Here is a 17,944-nt window from a genome sequence, read left to right as displayed (position 1 = left end):
TCGTCTCGCATCGCGGCGCGGGTTGGCATGGGGCAGTGGGCTTCCTGCAACGTGACCCGGGGTTCAGTCCTGGGTTTCGCTGAGCAGCTTGATGGCTGCGGAGCCGACTTTGCGTACCGCGTCTTCGATCTGCGCGGTTGGCTTGGCAGCGTAGTTCATCCGCAGGCAATTGCGGTATTTGCCCGAGGCGGAAAAGATGCTGCCCACGGCGATCTGCACGCCTTGGTCGAGCAATGCCCGGTTGAGTTTCAGCGCGTCGAAGCCTTCGGGCAGTTCGATCCACAGCATGAAACTGCCCTGGGGGCGACTGGCGCGGGTGCCCGTGGGGAAATAGCGGCTGACCCAATCGAGCATCAGGTCGCGATTGCGCTGGTATTGAGTACGCATCTTGCGCAAATGGGGCTCGAAATGACCGCTTTTCAGGAATTCGGCGATGGCCACCTGGGGTTGCGGGGCGGTGGAGCCGGTGCTGATGTACTTCATGTGCAGCACCCGCTCCAGATAACGGCCGGGTGCGACCCAGCCGATACGCAGGCCGGGGGCCAGGGTCTTGGAGAAGGAACTGCACAGCAGAACCCTGCCGTCGTCGTCGAAGGACTTGATGGTTCGTGGGCGCGGGTAGGTGTAGGCCAGTTCGCCATACACATCGTCCTCGATGATCGCCACGTCGAAGCGCTGGGCCAGGGTCAGCAGGGCCCGCTTGCGCGACTCCGGCATGATGTAGCCCAAGGGATTGTTGCAGTTGGGGGTCAACTGTATGGCCTTGATCGGCCACTGCTCCAGGGCCAGTTCCAGGGCTTCCAGGCTGATCCCGGTAATAGGGTCGGTGGGGATTTCCAGGGCTTTCATGCCCAGCCCCTTGAGGGTCTGCATGGCGCCGTGGAAGCTCGGCGAGTCTACGGCGACGATGTCCCCGGGCTCGCAGATAGCGCGAATGCTGGAAGACAGGGCTTCGTGGCAGCCGGTGGTGATCACCAGGTCATTGGCCCCCAGCTGGCAGCCAGAATCCAGCATCAGCCGCGCCACTTGCTCGCGCAATTCCAGCACGCCGTAGATGTTGTCGTAGTGCAGGCCGGGCATGTCCTGGCGCCGGCTGAGCCGGGCCAGGGCCCGTAGCAAGGGCTTCATGGTTGGCGTGGTGATGTCCGGCATGCCGCGGCCCAGCTGCACCACGTCCTTGCGCGGCACCGCGCGGATCAGCTCCAACACCTGGTCCCACTGGGAGATTTCCACCGGCCGCTGGGCCGGGCGACCGACTGCCGGTAGCGCAGGCAACTCACGGCTGGGGGGGACGAAGTACCCGGATTTTGGCTTGGGCATGGCCAGGCCGTTGTCTTCCAGCACGCGGTAGGCCTGCTGCACGGTACTCAGGCTGACCCCGTGTTCTACGCTCAGCGCGCGCACCGAGGGCAGTCGATCACCGGGGCGATAGAAGCCCTGTTCGATGCGGGTGCCCAGGAGTTCGGCGAGGTTCACGTAGAGGGTCATGGCGTTGGCTCGAAGTGGCAGTCACGGAGGACCAGTACAGATGAGGCAAAAATACGGCATTCAGCGGGATTTTTGGCAAATCTGTATGGAAGTAATACCGCTGTATTGGGTCTGTATTGGTTTTGGTGCGGCGCCCATCATGCTCGCTCATGGCAACTTGAGTAAACAGGAGCAATGGAGATGAACGGCTTGAGCGATGTGCGGTTGTCGTTACGCGGTCAGGAACTGGAAGTCGAGCAGGAGCGGGCGGCGGCGACCCTGTCGTGCACTGCGCCGTCCGGGCTGGGAACCTGGGACCTGTACTGGCATCGATTGCGTACCCGCAAGGCGTTGCTGGAGTTGACCGCCGAGGAGTTGCGGGATGTGGGGCTGAGCCGCGAGGAGGCACGGGCCGAAGGCCTCAAGCCTTTCTGGCGGCTGTAATCCGCGGCGACAAGGAGCCGCGGAAGATCAGGCCAGCTCTTTCAGGCGATGCCAGAGCATGCCCAGGGCCAGCAGTGGTGAGCGCAGGTGCTTGCCGCCGGGAAAGGTGATGTGCGGCACCTTGGCGAACAGGTCGAAGCCGCCGCCCTGTTGACCGCTGATGGCCTCTCCCAGCAACTTGCCCGCCAGGTGCGTGGCGTTCAGCCCATGGCCTGAATAGGCCTGGGCGTAATACACATTGGGCTGGTCCTTGAGTCGGCCGATCTGTGGCAGGCGGTTGGCGCCGATGCCGATCATGCCGCCCCACTGGTAGTCGATCTTCACCTTGGCCAGTTGCGGGAACACTTCCAGCATCTTCGGCCGCATGTACGCGGCGATGTCCTTGGGGTCGCGTCCCGAGTAGTGGCAGGCACCGCCGAACAACAGGCGCCGATCGGCCGAGAGCCGGTAGTAGTCCAGAGCGACGCGCTGGTCGCAGACCGCCATGTTCTGTGGCAATAGCTCTTGCGCCTGGGCCTCACTCAAGGGTTCGGTGGCAATGATGTAGCTGCCGGCCGGCAGCACCTTGCCCCCCAGCTCCGGGTTGAGGTCGTTGAGGTAGGCGTTGCAGCCCAGCACCAGGGTCTTGGCGCGGACCGTGCCGCGATGGCTGTGGACCTTGACCTCGGGACCGTAGTCGATGCGAGTCACTGCCGAATGCTCGAACAGACGCACGCCCATCTGCTGCGCCGCCTGGGCTTCACCCAGGGCCAGGTTCAGCGGGTGCAGATGACCCGAGCCCATGTCGATCAGCCCGCCAACGTAGCGTGTGGAGCCCACTACGCTGTGCATTTCACTGGCCTGCAACAGGCGGGTTTCGTGGCGATAGCCCAGGCTGCGCAGCTCTTCGGCGTCTTCGGCAAAACCCTCAAGGTCTGCTGGCTTGTTGGCCAGGTCGCAGTAGCCCCAGGTCAGATCGCAGGGGATCTGCAGGCGTTCGATGCGCTGGCGGACGATTTCCACCGCCTCCAGGCCCATGAGCTTCATCTGCCGCACGCCGTCGCTACCGATCACCTTGGTGAACTGCTCCAGGCCGTGGCCGACCCCGCGAATCAACTGCCCACCGTTGCGGCCGCTGGCGCCCCAGCCGATCTTGCGGGCTTCCAGCAGGATCACGCTGAACCCGCGTTCGGCCAGTTCCAGCGCAGTATTGAGCCCCGAGAATCCGCCGCCTACCACGCACACGTCCGCTGTCAGCTCGCCTGCCAGTGTCGGGTAGTCCGGCTGCGGCAGGCTGCTGGCGGCATAGTAAGAGGCGGCGTGCCGATCGCTGGCGGCGGATGGCTGAGCACTGGCGGGCATGGAAAGTGTCCTGATCAGGGGGTCTTTAAAAATTGCCGGAGCATAAGCCGGGGCTTTCGTTTGCAGCAACCGCAGGATGCCCGGCCCTGTCTGCTGCCAGGCATTTAGGGCAGAATTCATGGCTATTCATGCCCCGGTAGCCTTTTTCATGAGCTGTAACCGTCAAATCGTCCGTAGTTTGCGTCAGCAGATTCCCTCTTTCGAGTGCGTTCCTGGTTGCCACGACTGCTGCGGCCCAGTCACCACTTCGCCTGAGGAAATGTCCCGCCTGCCGCGCAAGACCGCTGCCGAGCAGGACGCCGCCATGGACGAGCTCAACTGTGTGCACCTGGGCCCCAATGGCTGCACGGTGTATGACGAACGCCCGCTGATCTGTCGCTTGTTCGGCACCACGCCGAGCCTGCCGTGCCCCAACGGCCGGCGTCCCGTGGAGATGATCCACCCCCGGGTCGAGAAGCAGATCCACGACTACATGGCCAGCAATCGTCAGGTCCTGGTCTAGCCCCTCGCGCTCCGAGCCAGCTTGCCGCGGAACCGGCGCCCCTCATCTCAGTCCGGAATCGGCAGGCTCAGGCTTTCCTTCACTTCCTCCATCACGATGTAGCTCTTGGATTCCCGTACATGGGGCAGCTTGAGCAGGATGTCCCCCAGCAGCTTGCGATAGGACGCCATCTCCGAGATCCGCGCCTTGACCAGATAGTCGAAGTCCCCGGACACCAGATGGCACTCCAGCACGTGCGGTAGCTTCAGCACCGCCCGGCGAAACTCCTCGAAGGTATCCCCTGATTTGTAGTCCAGGCTAATCTCGACGAACACCAGCAGGCTGCCCTTCAAGTGCTGCGGGTTGAGCCGGGCGTTGTAGCCCATGATGATTCCTTCGCGTTCCAGGCGGCGCACTCGCTCGGTGCAAGGGGTGGTGGAGAGTCCGACCCGTTCCCCCAGCTCGGTGAAGGAAATGCGTCCATCGGCCTGCAGAATTCGCAGGATATTGCGATCTATCTTGTCCAGGGCACGACGGGTCTGATGATTGGTGCGCATAGGGGATGCCCCTCCGTGAAAAGCGATATTGCCGAGAATTCTCGCCAAATATAGGCGGTTATATAGTGAAAATCACTGCTCAATGTTTCTTACACTGCGCCCATCTTTGCTCTGAATAACAAACGTCAGCGGTCAAGCCGCGATGAGGGATATGAAAATGCGCGTTCTGGTCTTGGGCAGTGGCGTTATCGGAACCACCAGTGCCTATTACCTGGCTCGAGCCGGGTTTGATGTGACCGTGGTGGACCGCCAGCCGGCTGCAGCCATGGAAACCAGTTTCGCCAACGCCGGCCAGGTTTCCCCTGGCTATGCCTCGCCTTGGGCTGCTCCGGGCGTGCCGCTCAAGGCCATCAAATGGCTGCTGCAACGCCACGCACCGCTGGCAATCAAGGCCACCGCCGATATCGACCAATACCTGTGGATGGCGCAGATGCTGCGCAACTGCACTGCCAGCCGTTATGCGGTGAACAAAGAGCGCATGGTGCGTCTGTCCGAATACAGCCGTGACTGCCTCGACGAATTGCGTGCGGAAACCGGCATCGCTTACGAAGGTCGCAGCCTGGGCACCACCCAGCTGTTCCGCACCCAGGCGCAACTGGACGGCGCGGCGAAAGACATCGCCGTGCTCAAGGAATCCGGCGTACCGTTCGAGCTGTTGGATCGCGAGGGCATCGCCCGGGTCGAGCCGGCTCTGGCCAGCGTCACCGACATCCTTGCCGGTGCTCTGCGCCTGCCGAATGACCAGACCGGCGACTGCCAGATCTTCACCACGCGCCTGGCTGAAATGGCCATCAAGCTGGGGGTGGAGTTCCGTTTTGGCCAGGACATCCAGCGCCTCGACTTCGCCGGCGACCGGATCAATGGCGTGTGGATCGACGGCAAACTGGAAACCGCCGACCGCTACGTGCTGGCCCTGGGCAGCTACTCGCCGCAATTGCTCAAGCCGCTGGGCATCAAGGCTCCGGTGTACCCGCTCAAGGGCTACTCCTTGACCGTGCCGATCACCAACCCGGCGATGGCACCGACTTCGACCATCCTCGACGAGACCTACAAGGTCGCGATCACTCGTTTCGACAACCGTATCCGGGTCGGTGGCATGGCCGAAATCGCCGGTTTTGACCTGTCGCTGAACCCGCGCCGGCGTGAAACGCTGGAGATGATCGTCAACGATCTCTATCCTCAGGGCGGCGATCTGTCCCAGGCCAGTTTCTGGACCGGGCTGCGTCCTACCACCCCGGATGGCACGCCAATCGTCGGTGCCACGCCGTTCCGTAATCTGTTCTTGAACACCGGTCATGGCACCCTCGGTTGGACCATGGCTTGTGGTTCCGGTCGTTTGCTGGCGGACCTGATGGCCAAGAAAAAGCCGCAGATCAGTGCCGAAGGCCTCGATATTTCCCGTTATGGCAACCCTCAGGAGTCAGCTAAACATGTCAATCCAGCGCCAGCTCACCAATGAGCGCATGAGTCAGATCGTCGTTCACAGCGGTACGGTGTATCTGTCCGGGCAGGTCGGCGATGACATGAGTGCCGGGATCGAACAGCAAACCCGGGAAACCCTGGCCAACATCGAGCGTCTGCTGGACCTGGCGGGCACCGACAAGAGCAAGCTGCTGTCGGTGACCATCTACCTCAAGGACATCGATGCCCACTTCGCAGGCATGAACAGTGTCTGGGACCAGTGGCTGCCAAAAGGCGTGGCCCCGGCCCGGGCCACTGTGGAGGCCAAGCTCTGCGAGCCGGAAATCCTCATCGAGCTTTCCGTGGTGGCTGCTCTGCCTTAAGCGACAAGATCCCTCTCCCGGTGCCGGTGGCGGCCAGCTGTCATCCAGCACCGGTTTTTTATTCCCATGACCGCCTAGAAGTCTGCCGCCATGCGCCCTGCCCGTGCCCTGATCGATCTCCAAGCCCTGCGTCACAACTACCAACTGGCCCGTGAAGTCTCGGGTGTTCGCGCCCTTGCGGTGATCAAGGCTGATGCCTACGGTCATGGCGCCGTGCGTTGCGCCCAGGCGCTGGAGGCCGAGGCCGACGGCTTTGCCGTGGCCTGCATCGAAGAGGCCCTGGAACTGCGCGCCGCCGGTATTGGTGCGCCGATCCTGCTGCTGGAAGGTTTCTTTGAAGCCTCCGAGTTGGCGCTGATCGTCGAGCATGATTTCTGGTGTGTGGTGCATTCGCTGTGGCAGCTCGAGGCCATCGAGCAGACACCGGTGGCCAAGCCGCTGACGGTCTGGCTCAAGCTGGATTCGGGCATGCACCGGGTTGGCCTGCATCCCAAGGATTACCAGACGGCCTATCAACGGCTGCAGGCCAGCGGCAAGGTCGAGAAGATCGTGCTGATGAGCCACTTCGCCCGTGCTGACGAGCTGGACTGCCCGCGCAGCAGTGAACAGGTCGCGGTATTCGAGGCGGCTCGTCAGGGGCTGGGGGCTGAAATCAGCTTGCGTAACTCGCCGGCGGTCATGGGCTGGCCGAGCGTGCCCAGTGACTGGGTGCGTCCCGGCATCATGCTTTATGGCTCTACGCCGTTCGAAGAAAACAACTCCGTGGCTGAGCGACTGCAGCCGGTCATGACCCTGGAATCCAAGGTGATCTGTGTGCGTGAGTTGCCCGCCGGCGAGCCGGTGGGCTATGGCGCCAAGTTCATCACCGACAAGCCGATGCGCATCGGCGTGGTCGCCATGGGTTATGCCGATGGCTATCCGCGCCACGCGCCGACCGGCACTCCGGTGCTGGTGGACGGCCAGCGCAGCCGCCTGCTAGGCCGGGTGTCCATGGACATGCTGTGTGTCGACCTGACGGATGTGCCACAGGCCGGGCTGGGTTCCCGGGTGGAATTGTGGGGCAAGAACATCCTCGCCAGCGAGGTTGCCCTGGCCGCCAATACCATCCCTTATCAGCTGTTCTGCAACCTGCGTCGGGTGCCGCTGGTGTACTGCGAAGACTGAGATTGCGCGGGTTGTACCGAAAGTCGCCTGCCCTCGGGGGAATCGGGGCCAAGTGTTGTAAATACTGAACGCTGTCGCCATGATAACGCTCAATTACAACAACGCCTGATTCCCGCCTAGGAGGCTGCCGCATTGGACGTCGGTGAACGACTACAATCCATCCGTAAACTGAAAGGTCTTTCCCAGCGTGAACTCGCCAAGCGTGCGGGCGTCACCAATAGCACCATTTCAATGATCGAAAAGAACAGTGTCAGCCCCTCGATCAGCTCACTGCGAAAGGTGCTGGGCGGCATTCCCATGTCCATGGTCGAGTTCTTTTCCGAGGAAATCCTCCAGGAAACGCCTTCTCAGATTGTCTACAAGGCCCACGAACTGATCGATATCTCCGATGGCGCAGTCACCATGAAGCTGGTGGGCCGGGCGCATCCGAGTCGTGCTATTGCGTTTCTCAACGAAATCTACCCGCCCGGCGCCGATACCGGGGAAGAGATGCTCACCCACGACGGCGAGGAAACCGGCATTCTTCTCGAAGGTCGCCTGGAACTGGTGGTAGGGCTGGAAACATTTGTCCTGGAGGCCGGTGACAGCTACTACTTTGAGAGTACGAAGCCGCACCGTTTCCGTAATCCGTTCGATGCTCCGGCGCGACTAATCAGCGCAGCCACTCCGGCGAATTTCTAGACCAAGAGGCATCCTGCAAGGTTTGCAGAGAGGCCCCCAGCGACATTTCGCCGCGATTAAGACCCCTTCGACTTTGGGGTTGTTTCAGTGTGGCGGGCTAACCGTTATACTTTCGCCCGCCTGCGAAACCGTGGCCGCAGGCGTGACTAGCCACCATTGAGGGTGTACGCGTGAACCTAATTATGAAAATGCTGGCCGCACCAGCAACCGTATTGGCCCTTTGGGCAGTCAGCGCTCAAGCTGCGACTAATGATGACATTGCCAAGCGTCTTGAGCCTGTTGGCCAGGTCTGCGTTCAGGGGCAGGAATGCAAGGGTATGGAAGTCGCTGCTTCTGCAGGTGGTGGCGGTGGGGCGAAATCCCCGGATGACGTGATTGCCAAGCATTGCAATGCTTGCCACGGCACCGGCCTGTTGGGTGCGCCGAAAATCGGTGACACCGCAGCCTGGAAAGAGCGCGCCGATCACCAGGGCGGCCTCGACGGAATCCTGGCCAAGGCCATCACCGGTATCAACGCCATGCCGCCTAAAGGCACCTGCGCCGATTGCACCGATGACGATCTCAAAGCGGCTATCCAGAAGATGTCCGGCCTGAAATAAGCCGCCATCTTCAGCGAAAAAGCCGCTTACGAGCGGCTTTTTTGTGGGCGTAATTCAGCCAGTGCACTGTTCAAGGCAGCAAACTCCCGGCAAGCTCGGTCCAACCTCAATTCATGGATGGTCCCCGGAGGGTCAGATGCTGCAATCCTGTTCTATCGAGCATGCGGTAGATGAAGTGCTCGCCCGTTTGCCGCAACACATTCACATGGGCATGCCCCTGGGCCTGGGCAAACCCAACCGTTTTGCCAACGCTCTGTATCGTCGCATTGCCCAATTGCCCGAACGCCAACTGACGATCTATACCGCCCTGAGCCTGGGCCGTCCGTCCCTGGGCGACGGTTTGCAGAAGCGCTTTCTCGAACCCTTCGTGGAGCGGGTGTTCGGCGACTATCCGGAACTGGATTTCCTTGCCGACCTGCACCGCGACAGCCTGCCGGCGAACATCCGCGTCGAGCAGTTCTTCATGCAGCCCGGCAGCCTTTTGCACAGCGCCGCAGCGCAGCAGGACTATGTCAGCAGCAACTACAGCCATGCCGCCCGGGACATCAACGCCGCCGGCTTGAACCTGGTGGCGCAACTGCTGGCCCGCGATCCGCAACACCCCGGCCGCCTGAGCCTGAGCTGCAACCCGGATATCACCCTCGACATGCTGCCGATGATCGCCAAGCGTCGTGCGGCGGGGGAGACCATCCTGATTCTCGGCCAGGTCCACAGTGACCTGCCTTATATGCCCGGGGACTCCGAGATCGATGCTGCGGACCTCGATCTGCTGATCGACGAGGAGGAGCGCAGCACCCTGTTTTCCACGCCGAACATGCCGGTGGGGATTCAGGATCATTGCATCGGCTTGCATGCCAGCACCCTGGTGCGCGACGGCGGCACCTTGCAGATCGGCATTGGCTCCATGGGCGACGCGCTGACCGCAGCTTTGCTGGCACGGCAGGCCGACAACGACGGTTATCGTGCCCTGCTGGCGGATCTGCAGGTTGACCACTGGCAGGCGCTGATCGACCGCGAAGGCGGCGTCGAGCCCTTTGCCCAGGGCCTTTACGGTTGCAGTGAAATGTTCGTCAACGGCCTGCTGGCCCTGGCGGATGCCGGCATCGTGCGGCGCAAGGTCTACCCGACTTTGGAGCTGCAACAGCAAGCCAACGCCGGCACCCTGGATGCGGCCGCGGCTGGCGGGGTCTCGGTCCACGGTGGTTTCTTCCTTGGCCCGCGCAGTTTCTATCAGCGGTTGCGCGAGCTGCCCAAGAGCAAGCTGGCGCAGTTCAACATGACCGCCATCAGCTACATCAACGAGCTGTATGGCCATGAAGAACTCAAGCGCCTGCAGCGCCGGGATGCGCGATTCATCAACAGCGCGTTCACCATGACCCTGATGGGCGCGGCGGTGTCCGATCAGTTGCAGGGCGGGAAGGTGCTCAGCGGTGTGGGCGGGCAGTACAACTTCGTTGCCCAGGGCCATGCTCTGCACGATGCTCGCTCGGTGCTGATCCTGCGCAGTTGGCGCGAATCCGCTGGCGAAGTCAGCTCCAACATCGTCTGGGAGTACGGCCATTGCACCATCCCGCGCCATCTGCGGGACATCGTGATCACCGAGTACGGCATTGCCGATCTGCGAGGTAAAACGGATGCGCAAGTGATCGAGGCGCTGCTCAACATCAGCGACTCACGCTTTCAGCCGGGGTTGATGGAGCAGGCACAGAAGGCCGGAAAACTGCCGAAGGATTTTCGTCTGAACCCGCGTTTTACCGACAACAGCCCACAGCGTTTGCAGAATATCCAGGCGCGTCATAGCCACCTGTTTCCGGAGTATCCGTTGGGCAGTGATTTCAGCGATGAAGAGCGTGACCTGCTGCGGGCGCTGAACTGGCTCAAGAGCAAGTTCAAGCTCAGCGAGATCCTTGAGCTGGGCAAGGCGGCACTCGATGCGCCGGAGCCTGAGGAATTTGCGGCGCACCTTGAACGCATGGGGCTGGAGCAGCCCGATGGGCTGCGCGAGGAGCTGTATCAGCGGTTCCTGCTGGCCGGGCTGCAGGCCACTTCGCCAACGCTGTCGTAGGAGCCGGCTTGCCGGCGAATGGGCCATCAAGTCTTGCATTGCTCTCAAGGGCGTCTTCGCTGGCAAGCCAGCTCCTACACAAGCCAGCTTCTACGCAGGGCTAACGGGCGAGGTTACTCGATGAAGGTGACCACGCCGCCGGCCAGGGATTTGACCCGGGCCAGGGATTCCACGCGGTAGCCCTGGGAGTCCAGTTCGGCACGGCCGCCCTGGAAGGACTTCTCGATCACGATGCCCAGGCCGGCCACGGTGGCGCCGGCCTGCTTGATGATCGAGATCAGTGCCTGGGACGCCTTACCGTTGGCCAGGAAGTCATCGATGATCAGCACACGATCGCTGCTGGTCAGGTGCCGTGGGGAGATGGCGACGGTGCTTTCCACCTGTTTGGTGAAGGAGTACACGGTGGCCGACAGCAGGTTCTCGGTCAGGGTCAGGGACTGGTGCTTGCGGGCGAAGATCACCGGCACGCCCAGGTTCAGGCCGGTCATGATGGCCGGGGCAATCCCCGAGGCTTCGATGGTGACGATCTTGGTGATGCCCGAGTCCTTGAACAGCGTGGCGAATTCATCGCCGATCAGCTTCATCAACTGCGGGTCGATCTGATGGTTCAGAAAGGCGTCGACTTTCAGTACTTGATCGGAAAGCACGATGCCTTCTTCGCGAATTTTCTTGTGCAGTGCTTCCACGGAGCTTCCTCAAATAGCGCCTGTTGCGCCAAAGGTCAGTTAAAAATAGTCGATTTTAGCGCTTTAACATCGCGCGTATATCCGCCAAAGCGCTATTGCCGCGAACGGCTTTGACTTCGGTCGGCGTGTCGTCGTTGCCTTCCCAGGCCAGGTCGTCCGGGGGCAATTCATCGAGGAAGCGGCTCGGTGCGCAGTCGATGATTTCACCGTATTGCTTGCGCTTGGCCGCGAAAGTGAAGGCCAGGGTCTGGCGAGCACGGGTAATGCCCACATAGGCCAGGCGTCGTTCTTCCTCGATGGTGTCGGCTTCGATACTGGAGCGGTGCGGGAGGATTTCCTCTTCCATGCCCATGATGAACACGTAGGGAAACTCCAGCCCCTTGGAGGCATGCAAGGTCATCATTTGTACACCTTCGGCGCCGTCTTCCTCTTCCTGCTGGCGTTCCAGCATGTCCCGCAGGACCAGCTTGCCGATGGCGTCCTCGACGGTCATTTCGCCGTCTTCGTCTTTTTCCAGGGTGTTCTTCAAGGCCTCGATCAGGAACCAGACGTTGCCCATCCGGTAGTCCGCGGCCTTGTCGCTGGAGCTGTTGGTGCGCAGCCAGTTCTCGTAGTCGATGTCCATGACCATGCTGCGCAGGGCGGAGATCGGGTCTTCGCCGGCGCATTGTTCGCGGACCCGGTCCATGAAGCGCTTGAAACGCGCCAGGCGATCAGTGAAACGGCTGTCCAGGTGCTCGCTCAGGCCGATTTCATCGGTGGCGGCGTACATCGAGATCTTGCGCTCGGTGGCGTAGTTGCCGAGTTTTTCCAGGGTCGTGGAGCCGATTTCCCGGCGCGGCACGTTGATCACCCGGAGGAAGGCGTTGTCGTCGTCCGGGTTCACGATCAGGCGGAAGTAGGCCATCAGATCCTTGACTTCCTGGCGTCCGAAGAAGCTGTTCCCGCCGGACAGGCGATAGGGCACCTGATGGTGCTGCAGCTTCAGTTCGATCAGCTTGGCCTGGTAGTTGCCCCGGTAAAGAATGGCGAAGTCGCTGTAGGGCCGGTCGGTGCGCAGGTGCAGGCTGAGGATCTCCATGGCCACCCGTTCGGCCTCGGCGTCTTCGTTGCGGCAGCGGATCACGCGGATCTCGTCGCCGTGGCCCATCTCGCTCCACAACTGCTTTTCGAACTCGTGGGGGTTGTTGGAGATCAGCACGTTGGCGCAGCGCAGGATACGGCTGGTGGAGCGATAGTTCTGCTCCAGCATCACCACTTTCAGGGACGGGTAGTCGTCCTTGAGCAGCATCAGGTTTTCCGGGCGCGCGCCACGCCAGGCGTAGATCGACTGGTCGTCGTCGCCCACCACGGTGAACTGGTTGCGTTTGCCGATGAGCATTTTCACCAGCAGGTACTGGCTGGCGTTGGTGTCCTGGTATTCGTCCACCAGCAGGTAGCGGACCTTGTTCTGCCATTTCTCCAGGATGTCGGCGTGTTCTTCGAACAGCTTCACCGGCAGCAGGATCAGGTCGTCGAAGTCCACCGCGTTGAACGCCTTGAGCGTGCGTTGGTAATGGGTGTAGACGATGGCTGCGGTCTGCTCCTTGGGGTTGCGGGCATTTTCCAGGGCTTGGGCCGGCAGGATCAGGTCGTTCTTCCACGAACCGATCATGTTCTTGATCTCGTCGACGCCGTCGTCCCCGGAATACTCCTTCTGCATGATGTCGGTCATCAGGGCCTTGACGTCGGCTTCGTCGAAGATCGAGAAGCCCGGCTTGTAGCCCAGCCGCGCATGCTCCTTGCGGATGATGTTCAGGCCCAGGTTGTGGAAGGTCGACACGGTCAGGCCACGGCCTTCGCCGGCGCGCAGCAGGGTGCCGACCCGCTCCTTCATTTCTCGCGCGGCCTTGTTGGTAAAGGTCATGGCGACGATGTACTGGGCGCGGATGCCGCAGTTCTGGATCAGGTGCGCGATCTTGCGGGTGATCACGCTGGTCTTGCCGGAGCCTGCGCCGGCGAGCACCAAAAGAGGGCCGCCGACATAGTTCACGGCTTCTTGCTGCCGGGGATTGAGTCGGGACATGACGGTAAAAAGGGATCGGTTACGAAAAGGGCGGGCATTTTAACAGGCTGGACAGATTCTGCTGCTCTCTCCGACTTGTGACGCACAACGCTATCTAAATTTGCCGGTTTTGATACTTTCCCTCAGGATGCGCGCTGAATATGCGTCTAATGTTCGAGTTAGAGCGGTACAAGAAATTGCGTATGATAATCAATATCAATTGTTATTGCTTATTTGCGCGCCATAATGCCCGCCGCCAACTAATTTTGCAGAGTCTAGGGAGCTAGCTTGTCTAAGCCTGTCGAACCCTTGCGTTTGCTGCTACTGGCCGAAGAGCCGGTGTGGACAGCGTTGTTGCGCGAGTGTGTCGCTCCGTTGGGAGACTCGGTGGTATTGATCAGTGCTCCCACCTGGGAGTCGGTCAGTCGTTTGTTCGAAGACGATCGTAATGCGGTCCTGCTGACCATTCCACGCCTGCAGCCCGGTCCCGGGCGTTGCAGTTTGCCCACCATTCTATTGCTGGACCATGAGCCCTCAGTAGCCCCGGTAGGTGTCAGCGACTGGCTGGTGGGTTCTTGCCTGAGTACCGACGCCCTGCGTCGCTGCCTGCGTCATGTACGCGAGCGCGGTGTGCTGGAAAACACCCTGCAACGCCTGGCCGAGCAGGACCCCCTGACCGGCATCGCCAACCGCCAGGGCTTCCAGACCCTGCTGGCCGCGCGGCTGGCGGAAAACGACGGTCGCGGCCTGGCCCTGGGGCACCTGGACCTGGATAACTTCCGCCACGCCAACGACGCCCTCGGCCACCAGGCCGGCGACCGCCTGATCCTGCAGGTGGTGTCGCGGCTCAAGAGCCAACTGGAGGCTGGTGACCAACTGGCCCGCCTGGGCAGCGACGAGTTTGCCTTGCTGATCGACACCCGCCGCGCGCCGCAGCGCGCCGAATGGATGGCCGAACGCATCACCGAAGCCATGGCCGAACCCTATTGGGTCGATGGCGAAAGCCTGTTGATCGGCTGCAGCCTGGGGATTGCCCATGCCCGGGCCAATGCCGGCGCCGACCCGTTGATGTGGCATGCACATATCGCCATGCAGCAGGCCAAGAGCACCCAAGGCTGCACCTTTCATATCTTCAATGAGCGGATCAACCGCAACGCCCGCAGCCTCGCCGATCTGGAAAGCGAACTGCGCCGAGCCTTACGCCGTGATGAGCTGGAGCTGCATTACCAACCCCGGCTGAACCTGCATGACGGCAAGATTGTCGGCCTCGAAGCCCTGGTGCGTTGGCGCCACGGCGAGCGCGGCTTGCTGCCTCCCAGCGAGTTTGTGCCCCTGGCGGAACAGAGCGGGCTGATCGTGCCCTTGGGCTACTGGGTGATTTCCCGTGCTCTGCGAGACATGCAGGCCCTGCGCGAGCGCGGGCTGCCTTCGCTACATATGGCGGTCAACCTGTCGTTCCGCCAGTTTCAGGACAGCCAGTTGCTCTCGACCCTGAGCCGGCTGATCGCCGAGCGTGGGGTCGAGGCTCAGTGGCTGGAGTTCGAGCTGACGGAAACCGCAGTGATGCGCCGCAGCGATCTGGTGAAGCAGACCATGGATGCCCTGGGGCGCCTTGGAGTGCGTTTTTCCCTGGACGACTTCGGTACCGGTTTCTCTTCCTTCGTCCACCTCAACAGCCTGCCGATCACCCTGCTCAAGGTCGACAAGAGCTTTGTCGGGGGCATGGAGCAGCGTGAAGAGAACCGCAAACTGGTACACGCCATGATCAACCTGGCCCACAACCTCAATCTGGATGTGGTGGCCGAAGGTGTGGAAACCGCGGAGCAACTGGCGTTGCTACGAGGCTTTGGCTGCGATCAGGTCCAGGGCTACCTGATCAGCAAGCCGTTGCCCCTGGCGGACTTGATGGAGTACCTGACGTTCGGCAGCAGCCAGCAGTCGCTGCAGGAGGGGATGCTTTAAGCGACGGATACCGGTGCTGATCCACCGCTTTGGGCGGCGGGGACCCGCTCCCCGTCAATCCGCGCTGCTGGCTTGAACGTTCATCGCCGCAACCTCGGGCTCGCGCTTGATCATGCGGCGCATCCGCCACTCGAACGCCAGGGTCAGGCTGATGGCCGCGCAGGCCAGGCCCAGGGCCAGTCCCCACCAGACACCGGTCGGTCCCCAGCCCAGGGTAAAGGCCATCAGCCATGCCGAAGGGGCACCGATCAGCCAGTAGCAGCCCAGGCCCACCAGGAAGGTGGTCTTGGCATCCTTGAGACCGCGGATCGCGCCCATGGCGATGGTCTGGGTGCCATCGAACAGCTCGAACCAGGCCGCCACCGCCAACAGGCTCACCGCCAGTTGAATCACCTCGGCGAAGGCCGGGTCGTTGTGGTCGAGGAACAGCCCGATCAACTGGTTGGGCAGCAGCCAGAAAATCATCGCGAACCCCAGCATCGCTACCGCGCCGAAGGCGATGCCGACCCGTCCGGCCAACCGTGCATCCAGCAATTGTCCGGCACCGTAGTGCTGGCCGATGCGCATGGTGATGGCGTAGGAGATGCCCGCCGGCACCATGAACGCCACCGACACGATCTGCAGGGCGATCTGGTGCGCCGCCAATTGAGTGCTGCCCATGGTGCCCATGCACAGCGCGGCGAAGGCGAACAACCCGACTTCCACCGCATAGGTGCCGCCAATGGGCAGGCCCAGGCGCCACAGTTCCCGCAGGTAATGGGTGTTCAGCCGAGCTAGGCCCTGGCGCAATGGGTACGCAGCGTAGGCCGGATGGCGCTTGATGTGCCAGGCCAGGGCCAGCGCCATGCAGTTGGCGACGATGGCGGTCACCAGGCCGATGCCCATCAGGCCGAGTTTCGGCAGGCCGAACATGCCGGTGATCAATGCATAGTTGAGCAGGAAGTTGGCCACAGTCCCTGCCAGGCTGATGACCATCACCGGCGTCGCCCGGCCGATGGCGCTGGTGAAGCCGCGCAAGGCCATGAAGCTCAAGTAGCCGGGCAGGGCGAACGGCAGGATCAGCAAGAACTGGCCGGCAGCCTGGACGTTGCTTTCAGTCTGGCCAAAAAGCAGCAACAGCGGTTTGAGGTTCCACAGCAGCAGGCCGGCGACCAGGGCCATGATCCAGGCCAGCCACAGGCCGGCCTGGGTCAGGCGGGCGGCGCCCTGGATGTCTCCGGCGCCCTGACGAATCGCCACCAGGGTGCCGACCGCGGCAATCACGCCGATGCAGAAAATCGAGACAAAGGAATAGCTGGCGGCGCCCAGGCCACCGCCGGCCAGGGCTTGCGGGCTGAGGCGGGCCATCATCAGGGTGTCGGTGAGAACCATCAGCATGTGCGCCAGCTGGGAGGCGATCAGCGGCCCCGCCAGCCGCAGGATGGCCCAGAGTTCGGTACGTGCTGGATGCTGCATGGTCATCAGGCTCGATCAGGGTAAAGTCGGGGAGAGCGCTGATTCTCGGCGCTTCCGGGCCATAGCACAAAGGGATAAAAATACTTGCTGGCATGATAAAAACTCATGCGAATAACTTTCTGGTAGCGTTGCGTCATTCCGCTGCTGGAGCGCGTCCATGTCCCGTCGTCTTCCTCCTCTTTATGCCCTGCGCGCCTTTGAAGCGGCGGCGCGGCACAGCTCGTTCACCCGCGCGGCCGAGGAGCTGTCCATTACCCAGAGCGCTGTCAGCCGGCATATCCGCACCCTGGAGGATCACTTCGCCTGCCGGCTGTTCCAGCGCAGCGGGCGCAATCTGCAACTGACCGAGGCGGCGCGCTTGCTGCTGCCGGGCATCCGCGAGGGTTTCGGTGCCCTGGAGCGGGCCTGCAATACCCTGCGTGCCGAAGACGACATCCTGCGCATGAAGGCGCCGTCGACCCTGACCATGCGTTGGTTACTGGCGCGCCTGAGTCGCTTCCGCCATCTGCAGCCGGGCAACGAAGTGCAGCTCACCAGTGCCTGGATGGACGTGGACTCCGTGGACTTCAACCAGGAGCCCTTCGACTGCGCTGTACTGCTGAGCAACGGACACTTTCCACCGGACTGGGAAGCCAGCTACCTGTTCCCGGAGTTGTTGATCCCGGTGGGCGCTCCGAATCTGCTCGAAGACCCGCCCTGGGATGTGGCGCGGCTGGCGGCCACGGAGTTGTTGCACCCGACTCCGGACCGGCGGGACTGGCGCAGTTGGCTGGAGCAGATGGGGCTCACGGATCAGGTTTCCCTCAAGGGCGGGCAGGTGTTCGACACCCTGGAACTGGGGATGATTGCGGCGGCTCGGGGTTACGGCGTGTCCATGGGGGATCTGCTGATGGTGGCCGAAGATGTGGCTCAGGGTCGCTTGAGCCTGCCCTGGCCGACCGCCGTCGCCAGTGGCTTGAACTATTACCTGGTGTGGCCCAAGACCCGGCCGGGAGGCGAACGTTTGCGTCGCCTCAGCGACTTTCTCCAGGGCGAGGTCCAGGCGATGCAACTGCCCGAGGTAGAGCGCCTCGGCTGAAACGATGCAGTGCCCGGCCGACGGGGGCGCGGAGATATCCTTGCTAGGCGCTCAAGTATTCGTGGGCGCCGCCGAATCCATGGGTTATGGAACCAGCGTTCAGGAAGGTCCTAAATTACTAAAAATCCTAGAATAA

Annotated in this window: 16 protein-coding genes; 10 read left to right on the top strand and 6 right to left on the bottom strand. The window is 62.0% G+C overall.

Translation table 11 applies throughout. The annotated features are described in order from the left end of the window. Positions 1 to 63: 63 nt before the first annotated feature. Positions 64 to 1,488, bottom strand: coding sequence for a PLP-dependent aminotransferase family protein (locus LOY69_RS29435; protein WP_102862253.1), 1,425 nt, complete (start codon positions 1,486 to 1,488; stop codon positions 64 to 66). Between the two features lie 180 nt (positions 1,489 to 1,668). Between LOY69_RS29435 and LOY69_RS29430 the strand changes: the two genes are divergently transcribed. Beyond that, positions 1,669 to 1,911: a DUF1127 domain-containing protein gene (locus LOY69_RS29430; RefSeq protein WP_102881281.1), complete on the top strand. Its 243-nt coding sequence runs from the start codon at positions 1,669 to 1,671 to the stop codon at positions 1,909 to 1,911. A 27-nt stretch (positions 1,912 to 1,938) separates the two neighbouring features. Here the strand turns inward: LOY69_RS29430 and LOY69_RS29425 are convergent, their stop codons facing one another. Further along, entirely contained in the window at positions 1,939 to 3,252 is a 1,314-nt protein-coding gene (locus LOY69_RS29425; protein WP_221810280.1) for an NAD(P)/FAD-dependent oxidoreductase, read from the bottom strand. Positions 3,253 to 3,400: 148 nt separating this feature from the next. Between LOY69_RS29425 and LOY69_RS29420 the strand changes: the two genes are divergently transcribed. Continuing rightward, positions 3,401 to 3,754 carry a YkgJ family cysteine cluster protein gene (locus tag LOY69_RS29420; RefSeq protein ID WP_102862531.1) on the top strand — a complete coding sequence of 118 codons (354 nt, stop codon included), beginning with the start codon at positions 3,401 to 3,403 and terminating at the stop codon, positions 3,752 to 3,754. A gap of 47 nt (positions 3,755 to 3,801) precedes the next feature. On the opposite strand, the gene LOY69_RS29415 is transcribed toward LOY69_RS29420, so the two are convergent. Next, the gene (locus tag LOY69_RS29415) at positions 3,802 to 4,290 is read right to left on the bottom strand and encodes an Lrp/AsnC ligand binding domain-containing protein (RefSeq protein ID WP_011064210.1); all 489 of its coding nucleotides are present in this window, start codon (positions 4,288 to 4,290) and stop codon (positions 3,802 to 3,804) included. Between the two features lie 157 nt (positions 4,291 to 4,447). Here LOY69_RS29415 and dadA point away from each other — a divergent pair, with 157 nt between their 5' ends. The 6 genes from dadA (at position 4,448) to LOY69_RS29385 (ending at position 10,583) form a co-directional block, all read left to right on the top strand. Continuing rightward, complete coding sequence (gene dadA / locus LOY69_RS29410) at positions 4,448 to 5,749, top strand: D-amino acid dehydrogenase (RefSeq protein ID WP_102862530.1); 1,302 nt, start codon at positions 4,448 to 4,450, stop codon at positions 5,747 to 5,749. Continuing rightward, the gene (locus LOY69_RS29405) at positions 5,721 to 6,074 is read left to right on the top strand and encodes a RidA family protein (RefSeq protein ID WP_102862250.1); all 354 of its coding nucleotides are present in this window, start codon (positions 5,721 to 5,723) and stop codon (positions 6,072 to 6,074) included. The genes dadA and LOY69_RS29405 overlap by 29 nt, the downstream gene beginning before the upstream one ends. Before the next feature lie 90 nt (positions 6,075 to 6,164). Then, complete coding sequence (gene alr, locus LOY69_RS29400) at positions 6,165 to 7,238, top strand: alanine racemase (protein WP_250329735.1); 1,074 nt, start codon at positions 6,165 to 6,167, stop codon at positions 7,236 to 7,238. Positions 7,239 to 7,370: 132 nt separating this feature from the next. Beyond that, positions 7,371 to 7,919: a cupin domain-containing protein gene (locus LOY69_RS29395; protein WP_102862248.1), complete on the top strand. Its 549-nt coding sequence runs from the start codon at positions 7,371 to 7,373 to the stop codon at positions 7,917 to 7,919. Positions 7,920 to 8,101: 182 nt separating this feature from the next. Further along, entirely contained in the window at positions 8,102 to 8,518 is a 417-nt protein-coding gene (locus LOY69_RS29390) for a c-type cytochrome (protein WP_102881278.1), read from the top strand. Between the two features lie 136 nt (positions 8,519 to 8,654). Next, on the top strand, positions 8,655 to 10,583 hold the full coding sequence (locus LOY69_RS29385; RefSeq protein ID WP_265073927.1) for an acetyl-CoA hydrolase/transferase C-terminal domain-containing protein: 1,929 nt from the start codon (positions 8,655 to 8,657) through the stop codon (positions 10,581 to 10,583). 113 nt (positions 10,584 to 10,696) lie between these two features. Here the strand turns inward: LOY69_RS29385 and LOY69_RS29380 are convergent, their stop codons facing one another. Both LOY69_RS29380 and rep read right to left on the bottom strand, forming a co-directional pair. After that, positions 10,697 to 11,269 (bottom strand): xanthine phosphoribosyltransferase, encoded by a 573-nt coding sequence (locus LOY69_RS29380; RefSeq protein WP_011064203.1) that lies wholly within the window; start codon positions 11,267 to 11,269, stop codon positions 10,697 to 10,699. A 55-nt stretch (positions 11,270 to 11,324) separates the two neighbouring features. Further along, positions 11,325 to 13,334: a DNA helicase Rep gene (gene rep / locus LOY69_RS29375; protein ID WP_265073926.1), complete on the bottom strand. Its 2,010-nt coding sequence runs from the start codon at positions 13,332 to 13,334 to the stop codon at positions 11,325 to 11,327. A gap of 267 nt (positions 13,335 to 13,601) precedes the next feature. On the opposite strand from rep, the gene LOY69_RS29370 reads away from it, so the two are divergent. Next, positions 13,602 to 15,275, top strand: a complete 1,674-nt coding sequence (locus LOY69_RS29370; protein ID WP_102862244.1) for a putative bifunctional diguanylate cyclase/phosphodiesterase — start codon at positions 13,602 to 13,604, stop codon at positions 15,273 to 15,275. A 54-nt stretch (positions 15,276 to 15,329) separates the two neighbouring features. Here the strand turns inward: LOY69_RS29370 and LOY69_RS29365 are convergent, their stop codons facing one another. Continuing rightward, a complete protein-coding gene (locus tag LOY69_RS29365; protein ID WP_180988447.1) occupies positions 15,330 to 16,730 on the bottom strand; it encodes a NorM family multidrug efflux MATE transporter in 1,401 nt (466 codons plus the stop codon). Positions 16,731 to 16,887: 157 nt separating this feature from the next. On the opposite strand from LOY69_RS29365, the gene LOY69_RS29360 reads away from it, so the two are divergent. Then, positions 16,888 to 17,808, top strand: a complete 921-nt coding sequence (locus tag LOY69_RS29360) for a LysR substrate-binding domain-containing protein (RefSeq protein WP_265073925.1) — start codon at positions 16,888 to 16,890, stop codon at positions 17,806 to 17,808. Positions 17,809 to 17,944: the final 136 nt, after the last annotated feature.

It is taken from the genome of Pseudomonas sp. B21-059 (genome assembly GCF_026016285.1).
Lineage (GTDB): Bacteria > Pseudomonadota > Gammaproteobacteria > Pseudomonadales > Pseudomonadaceae > Aquipseudomonas > Aquipseudomonas danubii.
Note: the sequence above shows the minus strand (reverse complement) of the source record. Positions and strands in the feature narration are given on the sequence as shown.